The sequence below is a fragment of the Micromonospora pisi genome, from assembly GCF_003633685.1.
GTDB lineage: Bacteria > Actinomycetota > Actinomycetes > Mycobacteriales > Micromonosporaceae > Micromonospora_G > Micromonospora_G pisi.
In genome coordinates this window covers 4251909-4266954 of the sequence record NZ_RBKT01000001.1, presented here as the reverse complement: position 1 = coordinate 4266954, position 15046 = coordinate 4251909, and the positions used below count along the sequence as shown (strand labels likewise).

General features: G+C 69.5%; 13 protein-coding genes. 10 read left to right on the top strand and 3 right to left on the bottom strand.

Features of this window, described 5'->3' with window-relative positions; translation table 11 throughout:
* Positions 1–15: 15 nt before the first annotated feature.
* Positions 16–1095 (top strand): inositol-3-phosphate synthase, encoded by a 1080-nt coding sequence (locus BDK92_RS18075; protein ID WP_121157766.1) that lies wholly within the window; start codon positions 16–18, stop codon positions 1093–1095.
* Between the two features lie 94 nt (positions 1096–1189).
* Here BDK92_RS18075 and BDK92_RS18070 read toward each other — a convergent pair whose 3' ends face one another.
* A complete protein-coding gene (locus BDK92_RS18070) occupies positions 1190–1702 on the bottom strand; it encodes a methylated-DNA--[protein]-cysteine S-methyltransferase (RefSeq protein WP_121157765.1) in 513 nt (170 codons plus the stop codon).
* Positions 1703–2039: 337 nt separating this feature from the next.
* On the opposite strand from BDK92_RS18070, the gene BDK92_RS18065 reads away from it, so the two are divergent.
* Positions 2040–2597: an NADPH-dependent FMN reductase gene (locus BDK92_RS18065; protein ID WP_121157764.1), complete on the top strand. Its 558-nt coding sequence runs from the start codon at positions 2040–2042 to the stop codon at positions 2595–2597.
* 81 nt (positions 2598–2678) lie between these two features.
* Here the strand turns inward: BDK92_RS18065 and BDK92_RS18060 are convergent, their stop codons facing one another.
* Positions 2679–4181, bottom strand: coding sequence for a CCA tRNA nucleotidyltransferase (locus BDK92_RS18060; protein WP_121157763.1), 1503 nt, complete (start codon positions 4179–4181; stop codon positions 2679–2681).
* 153 nt (positions 4182–4334) lie between these two features.
* Between BDK92_RS18060 and murJ the strand changes: the two genes are divergently transcribed.
* From murJ to BDK92_RS18025, 7 genes are all read left to right on the top strand, one after another.
* Positions 4335–6080, top strand: coding sequence for a murein biosynthesis integral membrane protein MurJ (gene murJ / locus BDK92_RS18055; protein WP_121157762.1), 1746 nt, complete (start codon positions 4335–4337; stop codon positions 6078–6080).
* Positions 6081–6451: 371 nt separating this feature from the next.
* Positions 6452–8044 carry a protein kinase family protein gene (locus tag BDK92_RS18050; RefSeq protein WP_121157761.1) on the top strand — a complete coding sequence of 531 codons (1593 nt, stop codon included), beginning with the start codon at positions 6452–6454 and terminating at the stop codon, positions 8042–8044.
* Between the two features lie 49 nt (positions 8045–8093).
* Complete coding sequence (gene sigM, locus BDK92_RS18045) at positions 8094–8852, top strand: RNA polymerase sigma factor SigM (protein ID WP_121157760.1); 759 nt, start codon at positions 8094–8096, stop codon at positions 8850–8852.
* Entirely contained in the window at positions 8849–9820 is a 972-nt protein-coding gene (locus BDK92_RS18040) for an anti-sigma factor (protein ID WP_121157759.1), read from the top strand. Before sigM ends, BDK92_RS18040 begins: the two co-directional genes overlap by 4 nt.
* A gap of 181 nt (positions 9821–10001) precedes the next feature.
* A complete protein-coding gene (gene trxB / locus BDK92_RS18035; protein ID WP_121157758.1) occupies positions 10002–10955 on the top strand; it encodes a thioredoxin-disulfide reductase in 954 nt (317 codons plus the stop codon).
* A gap of 36 nt (positions 10956–10991) precedes the next feature.
* Positions 10992–11315 carry a thioredoxin gene (gene trxA / locus BDK92_RS18030; RefSeq protein ID WP_121157757.1) on the top strand — a complete coding sequence of 108 codons (324 nt, stop codon included), beginning with the start codon at positions 10992–10994 and terminating at the stop codon, positions 11313–11315.
* A 314-nt stretch (positions 11316–11629) separates the two neighbouring features.
* On the top strand, positions 11630–12787 hold the full coding sequence (locus BDK92_RS18025) for an N-acetylmuramoyl-L-alanine amidase (RefSeq protein ID WP_121157756.1): 1158 nt from the start codon (positions 11630–11632) through the stop codon (positions 12785–12787).
* Between the two features lie 9 nt (positions 12788–12796).
* Here BDK92_RS18025 and BDK92_RS18020 read toward each other — a convergent pair whose 3' ends face one another.
* Positions 12797–13456 carry a GNAT family N-acetyltransferase gene (locus tag BDK92_RS18020; protein ID WP_121157755.1) on the bottom strand — a complete coding sequence of 220 codons (660 nt, stop codon included), beginning with the start codon at positions 13454–13456 and terminating at the stop codon, positions 12797–12799.
* Positions 13457–13729: 273 nt separating this feature from the next.
* Here BDK92_RS18020 and BDK92_RS18015 point away from each other — a divergent pair, with 273 nt between their 5' ends.
* Positions 13730–15046 (top strand): aminotransferase-like domain-containing protein, encoded by a 1317-nt coding sequence (locus tag BDK92_RS18015; RefSeq protein WP_121157754.1) that lies wholly within the window; start codon positions 13730–13732, stop codon positions 15044–15046.

Sequence of the window (15046 nt, the reverse complement as noted above, 5' to 3'; positions counted from 1 at the left end):
AAGGAGGCAAACGCGATGGGCTCCGTCCGCGTCGCCATCGTCGGTGTCGGAAACTGCGCCTCGTCCCTGGTTCAGGGCGTGGAGTACTACCGCAATGCCGACCCAAACGACCGCGTGCCGGGTCTCATGCACGTTACCTTCGGCGACTACCACGTCTCCGACGTGGAATTCGTCGCGGCGTTCGACGTGGACGCCAAAAAGGTGGGCATGGACCTGGCCGAGGCAATCGTGGCCAGCGAGAACAACACCATCAAGCTGGCTGACGTACCGCCGACCGGCGTCGTCGTCCAGCGCGGCCCGACCTTCGACGGTCTCGGCCAGTACTACCGCGAGATCGTCCAGGAATCCGACCGTGAGCCGGCCGACGTCGCGCAGGTGCTGCGGGACGCGCGGGTCGACGTGGTCGTCTCCTACCTGCCGGTCGGTTCCGAGCAGGCGGACAAGTTCTACGCCCAGGCGGCGATCGACGCCGGCTGCGCGTTCGTGAACGCGCTCCCGGTCTTCATCGCCTCCGACCCGGCGTGGGCCCAGAAGTTCACCGACGCCGGCCTGCCGATCGTCGGCGACGACATCAAGAGCCAGGTTGGTGCGACGATCGTGCACCGCGCGCTGGCCAAGCTCTTCGAGGACCGCGGCGTCGAGCTGCTCCGGACGTACCAGCTCAACTTCGGCGGCAACATGGACTTCATGAACATGTTGGAGCGCACCCGCCTGGTCTCCAAGAAGATCTCGAAGACCCAGTCGGTCACCTCGCAGATCCCGCACGAGATCAACAAGGGCGACGTGCACATCGGCCCGTCGGACCACGTGCCGTGGCTGGACGACCGCAAGTGGGCGTACATCCGCCTCGAGGGTCGTTCCTTCGGCGACGTTCCGCTCAACGCCGAGCTCAAGCTCGAGGTCTGGGACTCGCCGAACTCCGCCGGCGTCATCATCGACGCGGTGCGCGCGGCGAAGATCGCCCTGGACCGGGGTATCGGCGGACCGATCCTCTCGGCTTCGTCCTACTTCATGAAGTCCCCGCCGGTGCAGTACTCCGACCACGACGCCCACCAGTCGGTCGAGGACTTCATCGCCGGCAAGGTCGAGCGCTGACGATCGCACCGCACAGCGTGCGCTGACCGTCGGTCAGTGCGTCGAGGGCCGGGTCCGGATGGACCCGGCCCTCGCTGGTCTCTCCGGGGCCCGATCAGCCCCAGGCCCGTTGCAACGCCACCCGGGCCTCTAGTTCGAGCAGGTGGCGCTTGCGCGGCAGGCCGCCGCCGAAACCGACCAACTTGCCGCCGGCGCCGACGATCCGGTGGCACGGCACGATCACCGGGATGGGGTTCCGGTTACAGGCCACCCCCACCGCCCGAGCGGCGCCCGGATCACCCAGGGCTGTGGCAACCTCACCGTACGTCCGCATCTCGCCGTACGGAATCGTGGTCATCTCGCGCCAGACGGCCCGTTCGAAGTCGGAGCCACGGGTGACGGAGAGCGGAACGGTGAAGTCGGTCAGCTCGCCGGTGAAGTACGCACGCAGCTGGGCGAGCACGGCCGACCGCCACCCGGCTCCCGGCACCGCCTGGTCGGGTGGCATCGACTCGGCGTCGGCCCGGGCCGCGCCCGCGACGGGGTCGAAGCGCACCCCACAGACACCCACCTCGTCCACGGCGACGGAGAGTTCACCGATCGGTGAGTCGAACAAGGTCCAGCGCATCGGCCCATTATCCGCTGGCGGACGCGGAGCGACCGGGGACCGGATCAGCGGCCGGTACGGGTGACCAGGTGACCGGCGGCGGTCCGTTCCGTTCCTCACCGGCTTCCGCCGGCACGGCTTCACGGAAGCCCGGACCTGCTCCGGTCGTACGTGCGATGCTGTCGCCTACCGGGACTTTTTGGCACTCGACCGCACCTGATCCCGGCGGTTGCCCGGCCCTCGTTTCGGGAGCCATGAGGCATGCGTCACGTCTGGTGATCCGTACAAGGGTGACGTGTCATCCTGGCTACGGCGGTGTCTAAGGATGACACGTCACCCTAGTAAAGGAAGAAGCAACATGACCAAGGTAGCCATCATCCTCGGCAGCACCCGACCGGGTCGTAACGGTGAGGCCGTCGCTCGCTGGGTCAACGAGATCGCGAGCAAGCGGACCGACGCCGAGTTCGAGTTGGTCGATATCGCGACCTACAACCTGCCGCACCTCGACGAGGCGATCCCGCCGTCGATGGGGCAGTACGCCAACCAGCACACCAAGGAGTGGGCTGCCAAGATCGCCGAGTTCGACGCCTACATCTTCGTCACCCCGGAGTACAACCACTCCACCTCGGGTGCCCTGAAGAACGCGATCGACTACCTGTACGGCGAGTGGAACAACAAGGCGGCCGGCTTCGTCAGCTACGGCAGCGTCGGTGGCACCCGCGCGGTCGAGCACCTCCGCCTCATCATGGCCGAGCTGCAGGTCGCGACCGTCCGCGCCCAGGTCGCCCTCTCGCTGCACAACGACTTCGAGAACTACAGCGTCTTCAAGCCGGCCCCGATGCACGACGACACCCTGACCACCGTGCTCGACCAGGTCGTGGCCTGGGGCGGCGCGCTCAAGACGCTGCGCAAGTAACAGCGTCACCCGCACGAGTACGACAGGCGGGGCGGTGTCCGGACGGACGCCGCCCCTACTGGTGTCCGACGTCCGCCGGGTTCAGCCCGCGATGCCCTGCGTACGCGCCCAGCGGAGCAACTCCGCCTCGGCCTCGTCCCGGTCCATCGGGCCGCGCTCCAGGCGCATCTCCTTCAGGTGCCGCCACGCCTGCCCGACCAGCGGACCCGGCGGTACGCCGAGCAACTCCATGATCGCGTTGCCGTCCAGGTCGGGCCGGACCCGGGCCAGGTCCTCCTCCTCCTGGATCCGCGCGATCCGCTCCTCCAGTGCGTCGTAGTCCGTCGCGAGCTGCCGCGCCTTGCGCCGGTTCCGGGTGGTGCAGTCGGACCGGGTCAACTTGTGCAGTCGCGGCAGCAGCTCACCCGCGTCGGCGACATAACGACGTACCGCCGAGTCGGTCCACTCGCCCCGCCCGTAGCCGTAGAACCGCAGGTGCAGGCCGACCAGCGCGACCACCTGGGAGATCACGTCCTTGGGGTAGCGCATCGCCTTCATCCGCTGCTTGGTCAACTTCGCCCCGACCACCTCGTGGTGGTGGAAGCTGACCCGCCCGTCGGAGCCGACCGCCTTGGTCGCCGGCTTGCCGACGTCGTGCATGAGCGCGGCCATCCGCAGGATGAAGTCGCACTCCGGCCCCTCCAGCCGGACCGCGTTGCTCACCACGATCAGGGTGTGCTCGTACACGTCCTTGTGCTGGGCGTGCTCGTCGATCTCCAGTTTCAGCCCGGAGAGTTCCGGCAGGAACCGGTCGGCCAGGCCGGCGTCGACCAGCAGCCGCAGCCCGGTGATCGGGTCCGCGCCGCAGAGCAGCTTGGTGAACTCGTCCCGGATCCGCTCCGCGGTGATCCGGTCCAGGTCAGCCGCCATCGCGACCATGGCCGCGTACACGTCGGGCTGCACGGTGAAGCCCAACTGGGCGGCGAAGCGGGCCGCGCGAAGCATGCGCAACGGGTCGTCACCGAACGACTCCCGGGGCGTTCCCGGCGTACGGATCACCCGTGCGGCCAGGTCGGCCAGACCGCCGTACGGGTCGGTGAAGCTGTGCCCGGGGACGCTGACCGCCATCGCGTTGATGGTGAAGTCCCGCCGCCGAAGATCGTCGACGAGGTTGGTGCCGTACTCCACCACCGGGTTACGGGTGATCTGGTCGTACGACTCCGCCCGGAAGGTGGTGATCTCCAGTCGCAGGCCCTCGCGCTGCGCCCCGATGGTCCCGAACTCCCGCCCGGTCTCCCAGGTCGCCTCGGCCCAGCCCTTCACGATGCGCAACGTGTCGTCCGGGTGCGCGTCGGTGCAGAAGTCGAGGTCGTCGCCGAGTCGGCCGAGCAGTGCGTCCCGGACCGAACCGCCGACCAGGTGCAGCTCGAACCCGGCGCGGGCGAAACGGCGCCCCAGTTCGTCGGCGACGGGGGAGACCCGCATCAGCTCGGCGACGGCGTTGCGCTGTGCGGTGGTCAATCCGGGCGCGGCGGACCGGGCCGCGGCGCTGCCGGCGGCTGACGCGGCCGGCTCGGCGGCGTTCTGAGCAGAGGATTCGGACATGGGAGCGCCAGCCTATCGGTCGGCCGGAAGGCAGGCCGCAGCGGGCAGACCAGCGGGATCGGACTCGGCGCGGCGTAGGCCTACACCGGTTGACTAAGGTCTGAGCAGTATCGGTGGGCACGTCTGCCCGCCGTACCGGTTGGGGAGGCTGACATGGGCGACGGGCTGTATCGCAGCGCGAACGCCATGCCGCAGGGGTCCGCACCACCGCCAGATGGCGCCACGCTGATCTCCATCGAGTCACTCGACCAGCCAATGGTCGAAACCACCGCGCCGGCGCCGGAGCCGCCGGGCGAGGGAAACGCCGCCTCGAACAGCGCGGTGATGGCGATCGGCAGCCTGGTCAGCCGGGGCACCGGCTTCCTGCGTACGGTGGTGCTCGGGGCGGCGCTCGGTACGTTCGCGGTCGGCAACGCCTACACCACCGCCCAGATCTTTCCGGGAATGGTCTACGAGTTCCTGCTCGGCGGCATCCTGACCAGCGTGCTGATCCCGGTGCTGGTGCGCCGCCGCAAGGCCGACCCGGACCAGGGTCAGGCGTACGCGCAGCGCCTGCTCACCCTGGCGGTGCTGGGCCTGGCCGTGGCGGCGGTGATCGCGGTGATCGCGGCCCCCGTGCTGACGGCGTTGTACGGCAGCGAGGAGACCAGCGACGACTTCCAGAAGCTGGTCACGCTCCTCTCGTACCTGATGTTGCCGATGATCTTCTTCACCGGCCTCTCCGCGCTGATCAGCGCGGTGCTCAACGTCCGGGGCCACTTCGCCGCCCCGATGTGGACGCCGATCCTGAACAACCTGGTGGTGATCGCCACCTTCGGCGCCTACATCGCGATCTTCGGCGCGAAGGTGATCCCGGCGAACGAGATGACGCCCGGCCGGATCACGCTGCTCGGCGGCGGCACCCTGCTCGGCGTGGTCATCCAGGCCGCCGGGCTGCTGCCGGCGCTGCGCAAGGTCGGCTTCCGGTGGCGCTGGCGGTTCGACTTCCGCGCCCTCGGGCTGCGGGAGCTGGGCCGTCTCGGTGCCTGGATGTTCTGCTACGTCGCGGTCAGCCAGATCGGCCTGGCCGTGCTCTTCAACCTGCTGAACCGGGCCGGGCACGAGGACGACGCCGGACCGCTGATCTACAACAACGTCTTCCTCCTGGTGATGATGGCGCACGGCATCGTCGCGGTGTCGATCCTCACCGCGCTGATGCCGAGGATGAGCGCGGCCGCCGCCGAGGGCCGGTACGCCGACGTGGTGGCCGACCTGTCCCGGGGAACCCGGGTGGTCACCGCGGTACTCGCCCCGATCGCGGTCTGCTACGCCGTGCTGGCCAGCCCGATCGCGGTCGTCCTGTTCCGGTACGGCGCGTTCAGCGCCGAGAGCGCGACCGCCACCTCGGTGGTGCTCCTGGTCGGGGCGTTGGCGCTGATCCCGTTCGCGGTGAGCCAGCTCTTCACCTTCGCCTTCTACGCGCTGCCCGACACCAAAACCCCGGCACTGATCAACATCCCGGTGGTGGGGATCCGCGTGGTGGTGCAGATCGGGCTCTTCGCCGCGTTCAGCACCTCGTTCACCGCCGCCGGACTGATGCTCGGCAACGCGGTGTCGTACCTCGCCGCTGTGGTGATCACGGCTCAGCTGTTGCGGCGGCGGATCGGCCGATTCGGGCTCGGCGAGATCATGGCGACGGTCGGCAAGGTGATCGTCGCCGCCCTCGGCGCGGCGCTGGTCGGGTGGCTCGTCCTCCAGCTGCTGCCGGGTGGTTCCACCCCGAACCGGGTGGAGGCGCTGATCCATCTGATCGTCGGCGGCGGTCTGATCGGGCTGACCTATCTCGGCCTCGCCCTGTTGTTGCGAATTCGTGAGATCAGCGAGGTGGTCCAGTTGGTGAGACGCAAGATCGGTCGTTGATCGGGCGTACCCAGGCTGGGGATGACTTGTGGATAACCGTGGGGTGGTCGTGGATGAGCTGCCGATGGGCTGTGGACAACGGCGGGGCCTGCCAGCGGAGGGAAGCTGCCCGGCGCTACAGACCCCTGACCCTCCGCGATCCAGTTGAAATGAACCGATAGATTATGAATTGCCGGTGCCATCAAGGCGGATGACACCGGTCGTACCTGGAGTGTTTGGCACACACCCGGCACCAGGTGGGGTACGCCCGCAAGATGACATGTCGGGGATGAGTCCATCCCAGGTAAGGTCGCTCTCGACAGGTGCGGAGAGCGCCTACGCTACGGGATGGCGCCCAGCGTCCGGTCAACCGGCGATAGAGCGGAAAACCAATGCCCAGCAGCACGGGTCCATCGATCGCGACAATCATCGAGGGAGGACGGGTGACCCAGGTCGGCGAAGGTCAGGAGGCGGACGAGGTCGCTCCGCCCGCGTTGGCCTTCGGTGCACCCGCCGTCGGTGAGGTCCTCGCCGAGCGGTACGAGCTGGCCGAGCACATCAACGACGACAGCGCCGGCCGCCAGGTCTGGCGGGGCGTCGACGTCGTGCTCCGCCGACCCGTCGCGGTAGTGCTGCGCTATCCGGGTGGCGACTCCGCGATGGAGATGCTCCAGGCCGCGGTGACCGCGAGCCGCGTGATCCACCCCAACCTGGTCGGCGTCTACGACGCGATCGACGAAGAGGACCGGGCGTACGTCGTCCGCGAATGGGTGGACGGGCACTCCCTGCGGGAACTGGTCACCGACGGCCCGCTCGAACCGGCCCGCGCCACCAGCATCGCGCACTCAGTCGCCGGTGCCATCGCCGCCGTGCACGCCACCGGCATGGTGCACGGCAACGTCCACCCGGGCACCGTGATGGTCGGTGACGACGGCCGCGTGGTGCTCGCCGACGCGCGCGCCGACGGTGCCGACACCATCGAGACCGACGCCCGTGCGGTCGGTGGCGTGCTCTACTTCGCCCTCACCGGCGCGTGGCCACACGTCGAAGCCAACCTCTCCGGCGGCCGGGGCCGCTCGGCCCTGCCGGACGGGGTCCGGGACGCCAACGGGACCCTCGCCGCCCCCCGCCAGGTCCGGGCCGGCGTGCCGGCCTACCTCGACGACCTGACCATGGACCTGCTCGACCCGCAGCTCGCGGTCCCCTCCGTCGACGTACTCGCCGCCGAGTTGGGGCGGCTGAACGCGGCCGCGGAGGAGCAGTACCTGGACAACAGCGGACCACTGCGGTTCGCCACCCATGACGAGGGCGTCGGAGCGCCTGCGCCGCCGACCGGGACCCGCAAGATCGTCGCCGGGGTCGCGGCACTCCTGGTGATCGCACTGATCGGTCTCTACTTCGGCATCAACGCGCTGAACGACAAGGGCAGCACCGACACCGCCGCCCCGCCCACTCCGCCCGGGGTCAGCTCCCCTGTCGGCGGCGGCGACACTCCGGCCGCCCAGGCGCAGAAGATCGCGATCGACGCGAGCAGCGTCCGGATCGTCAGCACCGGCACCGACCGGGGGGAGGAACTCGACGGCGCCGCCGCGGTGGTGGACGGCGACGTGAACAAGGGCTGGGAGTCCGACTCGTACAACGGGCCGAAGTTCGCCAACCTGAAGTCCGGCATGGGTGTCCTGATCGACCTGAAGGAACCCCGCACCGTCAAGTCCGTAACCGTCCACCTGGCCAGTGGCGGCGTCACCGCCGAACTGAAGAGCGGTGACATCAACCCGGCGTCGAGCAAGGCCGCGGACGACCAGATCGTGAACACGTACAAGATCGTCGGCGAGCCGTACGAGCGGGCCGGGTCGAACATGACCTTCAGCGCCTTCGACGTCACCCAGAAGTACCAGTACCTGCTCTTCTGGGTGACGGACATGGACAAGAACGCCAAGGGCGAGTACCGGCTCGGCATCCAGGAAATCACGGTCCAGGGATAGTGACCGGCCGGCCGTCTCGCAGCACCGGCCCACGGGGCCGGGCCGAGTCATGACCGACCTCCCGGTGTCGGACGGGGCGAGAGGCGAGCCGGCCGACAGCGCACCGGACCGGCTCGCCGGGCTCACCGACGCGGACCTGCTCCGGGCCCACGTCGACGGCGACCGCGACGCCTTCGCCCAGCTCTTCCACCGGCACCGGGACCGGCTCTGGGCGGTGGCGCTGCGTACTCTCGCCGACCGGGAGGACGCGGCCGACGCTCTGCAGGACGCACTCCTCTCGGCCCATCGGGCGGCCGCCCGCTTCCGCGGGGACGCGGCGGTCACCACTTGGCTGCACCGGATCGTGGTCAACGCCTGCCTGGACCGGATCCGACGGCGGCAGGCGCACCCCACCGTGCCACTGCCCGACGGCTCCCGGACCGACGAGTCCGGACGCTGGGCGGGGACCGAACCCGCCGCCCCGGCGCCGGACCATGACACCGCGCTCGTCGTACAGGAGGCACTGGCCCGACTCCCGGCCGAACAGCGGGCGGCGATCATCCTGGTCGACGTGCAGGGCTATCCGGTCGCAGAGGTCGCCGTGATGCTCGGCGTGGCGGAGGGCACCGTGAAGAGCCGCTGCGCCCGGGGCCGGGCTCGGCTGGCCCTGATCCTCGGCCACCTGCGACCGCGTGGTCCGGTCGTGCCGGCGCCGAGCAGGTCGGGTGGGGGCGTGCCGTCGGTCACCCCGGGGAACCCCGTGCCCGGTGACAACGTCCGATCAGGGTCGGGTCAGTCCGGACGCGACGGCATCCAGGAGGAACAGTGACCGCGGGCCAGTCCAGTCAGGTCGACCTCGACCTGCTGGCCGACTACCTCGGGGGGGTCCTGACGGACACCCCCGAAGAGGCTGCGGTCATCCGATTGATCAACACCGACCCGGAGTGGGCATCGGCCCACGCGGAGCTGCGCCGGGCGTTCGACTCGGTCCAGGAGAGCCTCGACGTCCTCGCCGTCGCACCCGAGCCGATGCCGGCCGAGGTCACCGACCGGTTGACCGCCGCGCTCGCCAACGCCGGTCCGATCGGACCGGCGACCATCCCGTCCCAGCCCACCGAGGTCGCGGGGCGCCGGCTCAGCGTCGTATCTGATCCCAGGGACCGGGTGGCCGGCGACCGTGACCGCACCAGCCGGGCGAGCCGGCGACGCTGGTCGCGGCTGGCCGGGCCGGTGGCGGTCGCCGCGGCGGCCGTCGCCTTCGCCGGCTTCGGACTCAGCCGGCTCGGCATGCCCGCCGAAGACCGCGGCGTCACCCCCAACTCCGCCGACGCACCGGCCATCAGCGAGCTGCCGATGGACAAGTTCGCACCCGAGCGGGCGTTCGCCAGCGGCACGGACTACACCTCGACCACCCTGCCGGCGACACTCGCCACTCTGGGACGGCACAGCGGCGAGGAACGCAGCGGCGCCGACACCGCCGCGCCACCCCCGAGCGACTCACCGGGGACGCTGGCGGCGCCGTCGGCCAGGCAGGAAGACCGAAACCGGATTCCCGCCGCCCTGGCCCGGCTGGGTGACCCGACCGCGCTCACCGCCTGTCTGGACGCGATCGCGCTGACTCACGGCCTCGGACCGGTCACCTTCAAACTGGTCGATTTTGCCGCCTTCGACGGAACTCCCGCCCTCGTCGTCGCGTTCACCGACCAGACCGGTGCCCGCTGGGGCTGGGTCAGCGGGGCCGAGTGCGGACAGCCCGGATCTGGCTCCGACACCCGCTACCACGCACGGGTAGGGTGAATCCACCCCTTCACCGGTCTTCGGCCGGCGGCGTGACGTGACCCACCGGATGACCGGCTGGGGAATTTCCGCTTCGTAGTATGGCGTTCTGCTCATCAGTTGCCGGTCGCGAATCATCGGCCGGCATGCCAGCCGCATCGATACGTGTACCGGTTGGCGACCACAGACTCGGGAGACGGCAGTGGACGAGGTCCGCAACCTCATCATCATCGGCTCAGGGCCGGCCGGCTACACGGCCGCCGTGTACGCCGCTCGTGCCAACCTGAACCCGCTGGTCATCGAAGGTGTGCAGTCGGGCGGCGCGCTGATGACCACCACCGAGATCGAGAACTTCCCCGGCTTCCCGGACGGGATCCTCGGCCCGGAGCTGATGGACTCGATGCGCAAGCAGGCCGAGCGGTTCGGCGCCGAGTTCATCACCGACGACGTCAGCCGGGTCGAACTCGCCGACACCGGGAAGCCTGGCTCCGACGCGGTCAGCGTCGTGTACGTCGGCGAGACCGCGTACCGGGCCAAGGCGGTCATCCTCAGCACCGGCTCCGCCTGGCGCCCGCTCGGTGTACCCGGCGAGCAGGAGTACCTCGGTCACGGTGTCTCGTCCTGTGCCACCTGTGACGGCTTCTTCTTCCGGGGCCAGGAGATCGTGGTCGTCGGTGGCGGCGACTCGGCGATGGAGGAGGCGAACTTCCTCACCAAGTTCGCGTCCAGCGTGACGATCGTGCACCGCCGGGACAGCTTCCGGGCCAGCAAGATCATGGCTGAGCGGGCCCTCGCCAACGAGAAGATCCGGGTGGAGTGGAACTCCATGGTCGAGGAGGTCCTCGGCGCGGACGGCAAGGTTTCCGGGGTACGGCTGCGTAACGTACACACCGGCGAGGCCAAGGTGCTCGATGTCGCCGGTGTCTTCGTGGCGATCGGCCACGACCCGCGCAGCGAACTCTTCCGGGGCCAGGTGGAGCTGGACGAGAACGGCTACGTCCGGGTCAACGCGCCGGGAACCACAACCAGTGTGCCCGGTGTCTTCGCCGCCGGAGACCTGGTCGACCACACCTACCGCCAGGCGATCACCGCCGCCGGCACCGGATGCGCCGCAGCGCTCGACGCCGAGCGTTTCCTCGCCACGTTGGAAGTCTGAGACAACCGAGAACGTACGCCCGGAGGAGGGTCTTTCATGGGAACAACAAAGGCGGTCACGGACAAGAACTTCGTCAGTGACGTGCTCCAGTCGGAGAAGCCGGTACTGGTCGACTTCTGGGCCGAGTGGTGCGGACCGTGCCGCAAGGTCTCTCCCCTCCTGGAGGAGATCGCCCGCGAGATGGGCGACAAGGTGGAGATCGTCAAGCTGAACATCGACGAGAACCCCGAGACCGCGATGGCGTACCGGGTGATGTCGGTGCCGACCCTCACCATCTTCAAGGGCGGCCAGCCGGTCCAGTCGGTGGCCGGCGCCCGCCCCAAGAGCGACCTGGTCAAGCTGATCGAGGCGGCGCTCTAGCCTTCGCTTCGGATGTCCTGTTCCGCGCCCGTCTCCGGTCCGCCGGAGGCGGGCGCGGTGCTGTCCGGCCGGGCCTCGCAGCCGTCCCCACCGAGCGGTCGGCAAAATCGGGGTACGGGCGGGTAGGTCTGGGTACACCGGTGCACGACGTCCGCTTCTCGTCAACCCAGAGCGGTGAACACCGGGCCACGATAGGCTCCGGAAGCGTCTCAACTTGCGGACGGGCCGCCTGCGGAAAGGACATCGCGGGATGATCCGGCCGACCCGCCAACCGGCAGGGCCGACCGAACACCACGCGCAGAGGGAGGTCGTTTGTGCGTCCGGTCCGACGTGGTGACCGTGGTCCGGCGGTCACCGAGATCAGAGGCGTCCTCCTCGGCCTCGACCTGCTCACCGCAGACGTGTCAGCCCCACCCGACGAGTTCGGTGCGGAGATCGAACACGCGGTCCGCGCCTTCCAGCAGAGCCGTGGGCTGAGCGTCGACGGCCAGGTCGGCGCGGAGACCTGGCGGGCCCTCGACGCCGCCCGCTGGCGACTCGGCGCCCGTACTCTCTACCACGCGATCCCCGAACCGCTGACCGGCGAAGACGTACGGACACTCCAGGAACGGCTGCTGGAGATGGGGTACGACGTCGGCCGGGCGGACAGCATCTACGGGGCCCAGACCGCCAGAGCGTTGGCTCAGTTCCAACGCGAGGTCGGGCTCTCCCCGGACGGCACCTGCGGGCCGCACACCATGCACGCGCTGCGCCGCCTGGGCCGCAAGGTGGTCGGCGGCCGGCCGCAGTGGTTACGCGAGTCCGACGCGATCCGGCAGTCCGGTCCGAACCTGATGGGCAAGGTCATTGTCGTCGACCCCGGGCATGGCGGCGCCGACCTCGGCGTCGTGGTTGCCGACGGCGGCCTGCGCTGGTCCGAGGCGGAACTCGCCTACGACCTCGCCAACCGGCTCCAGGGTCGCCTCGTCGCCGCCGGCATGCGGGTACACCTCACCCGGGGACCAATGCCGGCCGCGCCCCTGCCCGATCTGGCCCGCGCGGAGCTGGCCAACGAACTCGGCGGTGACCTGTTCATCTCGCTGCACGTCGACGGCCACGTGAACCCTGAGGCGGACGGCGTGGCGACGTACCACTACGGCACCGACAACGGCGTCACCTCCACTGTCGGGGAGCGGCTCGCCGGCCTGGTCCAGCGCGAGATCGTCGCCCGGACCGGCATGCGGAACTGCCAGGTGCACGCGAAGACGTGGGAGCTGCTCCGGCTCACCCGGATGCCGGCCGTACGGGTCGAGGTCGGCTACCTCACCTCGCCCACGGATCTGGCCCGGCTGGTGAACCCCGGGATCCGCGATCACGTGGTGGAGGCGATCGTCGCCGCCGTACAACGGATGTACTTCCCGGTCGAGCAGGACGTGCCGACCGGTTCGATCGACGTCAGCGAACTACGCGCGGCGGTGGCCGCCGGACGCTGAGCCGGGAACTCAGCCGGTGGTGGTCCGGGTGGCCGGACGGACGGGGCGGAGCAGGCTCTCCGGACTCATCGAACCGAGCAGCTTCTCCAACGCGTACTCGACGTCGGATTTCCACGAGAGCGCCGTACGCAACTCCAACCGCAGCCGCGGGTAACGCGGGTGCTGGCGTACCGTCTTGAAACCCACCGAGAGGAAGTAGTCGGCCGGAGCGACACAGCCTCCGGCCTCGTCCCCGGCCTCACCGAACTTCGCGTCGCCGAACGCCTCGATCGCCTTGATACCGCGTTTGGTCAGGTCGCGGGCGACGCCCTGGACCAGCATCCGGCCCAGCCCGCCACCGGCGAAGGCGGTCACGACGTGCGCGGTGGTCAGCAGTGCGGCGTCCGCCGACACCGGCGAGGTGGGGAAGGCCATCGAGCGCGGGACGTACGCCGGCGGGGCGTACATGGCAAAACCGGCCGGCATCCCGTCGACGTAGACGAGTTTGCCGCAGGATCCCCATTCGAGCAGAGTCTGGGAGACCCAGGCCTCCTTCTCCAGCCCTGGATCACCGGCCGCGCAGGCCCGCTCGGCGGAAACCGGGTCGAGTTCCCAGTAGACGCACTGCCGGCACGGGCGAGGGAGATCCTCGAGCGTATCGAGGGTGAGACTGACCAGACGTCGCGACATCGCCGTATCCCCAAAAATCCGGTCGGAGGTCCAAAGACCGCGAAATATCGCCACAGCCGCGCCTTGCCCCCAACGAGCGATCGTACGCCGGAACTTCGCGTCACGGGAGAGGTCGGGCGGACCAGCGTCCGGGATGTGGACCCCGGTTCGGCTATCCGGACGTACACATCGACCGCAGATTACGATCGAGTTACCGGTGCTGTCTGGCTTAGGGTTGGCCGGCACCAGCAACCTGCGATCAGGGACGTCATGACCGACGCAGCGAGGAGAGCCATGACCGGCACGACGCTCGACGACTATACCGACCGCTATGCCCGCCGTGTCCGGGGCATGACCGCATCGGAGATCCGAGCTCTCTTCGCCGTGGCCAGCCGACCCGAGGTGGTCTCGCTCGCCGGTGGCGCCCCGTACATCTCCGCGCTGCCACTCGACGCCGTCGGCGAGATGCTCGGCCGGCTCGCCTCCGAAAACGGCGCCACGACCCTCCAGTACGGCATCGGTCAGGGCATGCTCGACCTGCGGGAACAGATCTGCGAGGTGATGGCCCTTTCCGGCATCGACGGCGGGTGCGGCGCCTCCCCGGAAGACGTGGTGGTGACCGTCGGCGGGCAGCAGGCGCTTGACCTGGTCGCCCGCCTCTTCCTCGACCCGGGCGACGTGGTGCTCGCCGAGGGCCCCACCTACGTGGGCGCGCTCGGCGTCTTCCAGACCGCCCAGGCGCAGGTCGTGCACGTACCGATGGACTCCGACGGGCTCATTCCCGAGGCGTTGGAGCTGGCCATCGCCGAGGTCGCCCGCACCGGCCGACGGGCCAAGTTCCTCTACACCATCCCGACCTTCCAGAACCCCACCGGCGTGACCCTCACCGAGGAGCGGCGCGAACGGGTCCTCGACATCTGCGAACGCGCCGGTCTCCTGGTCGTCGAGGACGACCCGTACGGGCAGCTCAGCTTCGACGGTGAGGCGCCGGCACCGCTGCGGGCGCGGCGCCGGGACGGTGTCTTCTACCTCAGCACCTTCTCCAAGACCTTCGCACCCGGGCTGCGGGTGGGCTGGATCCTCGCCCCGCACGCGGTCCGCGACAAACTCGTGATCGCCAGCGAGGCGCAGATCCTCTGCCCGAGCGCGTTCGCCCAGTCGGCTGTCACCAGCTACCTGACCACGATGCCCTGGCGCGAGCAGCTCAAGACCTACCGCGAGGTCTACCGGGAACGCCGGGACGCGATCCTGGACGCGATGGGCGACCTGATGCCGACCGGCACCACCTGGACCGAGCCCGGGGGAGGACTCTTCGTCTGGGCGTCGCTCCCGGACGGCCTCGACTCGAAGGCGATGATGCCACGGGCGATCGCCGCGCGGGTCGCGTACGTGCCCGGCACCGGCTTCTACGCCGACGGCACCGGCACCGGTCACATGCGGCTCAACTTCTCGTTCCCGCCCCCGGAACGGATTCGCGAGGGCATCCGGCGACTTGCCAGCGTGATGGAGCAGGAGATGGCGATGCGCCAGGTCTTCGGAGCGGTCGACCGGCCGGCTCACCGTCGTCGGGGACAGGCCGGCGCTGACGCCCCGGGTCCTGACTTGGCATGA

Coding starts and splice junctions, on each gene's coding strand:
- BDK92_RS18075 (WP_121157766.1), top strand. CDS start 16: ATGGGCTCCGTCCGCGTCGCCATCGTCGGTGTCGGAAACTGCGCCTCG.
- BDK92_RS18065 (WP_121157764.1), top strand. CDS start 2,040: ATGACCAAGGTAGCCATCATCCTCGGCAGCACCCGACCGGGTCGTAAC.
- BDK92_RS18050 (WP_121157761.1), top strand. CDS start 6,452: ATGCCCAGCAGCACGGGTCCATCGATCGCGACAATCATCGAGGGAGGA.
- BDK92_RS18020 (WP_121157755.1), bottom strand. CDS start 13,456: ATGTCGCGACGTCTGGTCAGTCTCACCCTCGATACGCTCGAGGATCTC.
- BDK92_RS18070 (WP_121157765.1), bottom strand. CDS start 1,702: ATGCGCTGGACCTTGTTCGACTCACCGATCGGTGAACTCTCCGTCGCC.
- trxA (WP_121157757.1), top strand. CDS start 10,992: ATGGGAACAACAAAGGCGGTCACGGACAAGAACTTCGTCAGTGACGTG.
- murJ (WP_121157762.1), top strand. CDS start 4,335: ATGGGCGACGGGCTGTATCGCAGCGCGAACGCCATGCCGCAGGGGTCC.
- BDK92_RS18015 (WP_121157754.1), top strand. CDS start 13,730: ATGACCGGCACGACGCTCGACGACTATACCGACCGCTATGCCCGCCGT.
- BDK92_RS18060 (WP_121157763.1), bottom strand. CDS start 4,181: ATGTCCGAATCCTCTGCTCAGAACGCCGCCGAGCCGGCCGCGTCAGCC.
- sigM (WP_121157760.1), top strand. CDS start 8,094: ATGACCGACCTCCCGGTGTCGGACGGGGCGAGAGGCGAGCCGGCCGAC.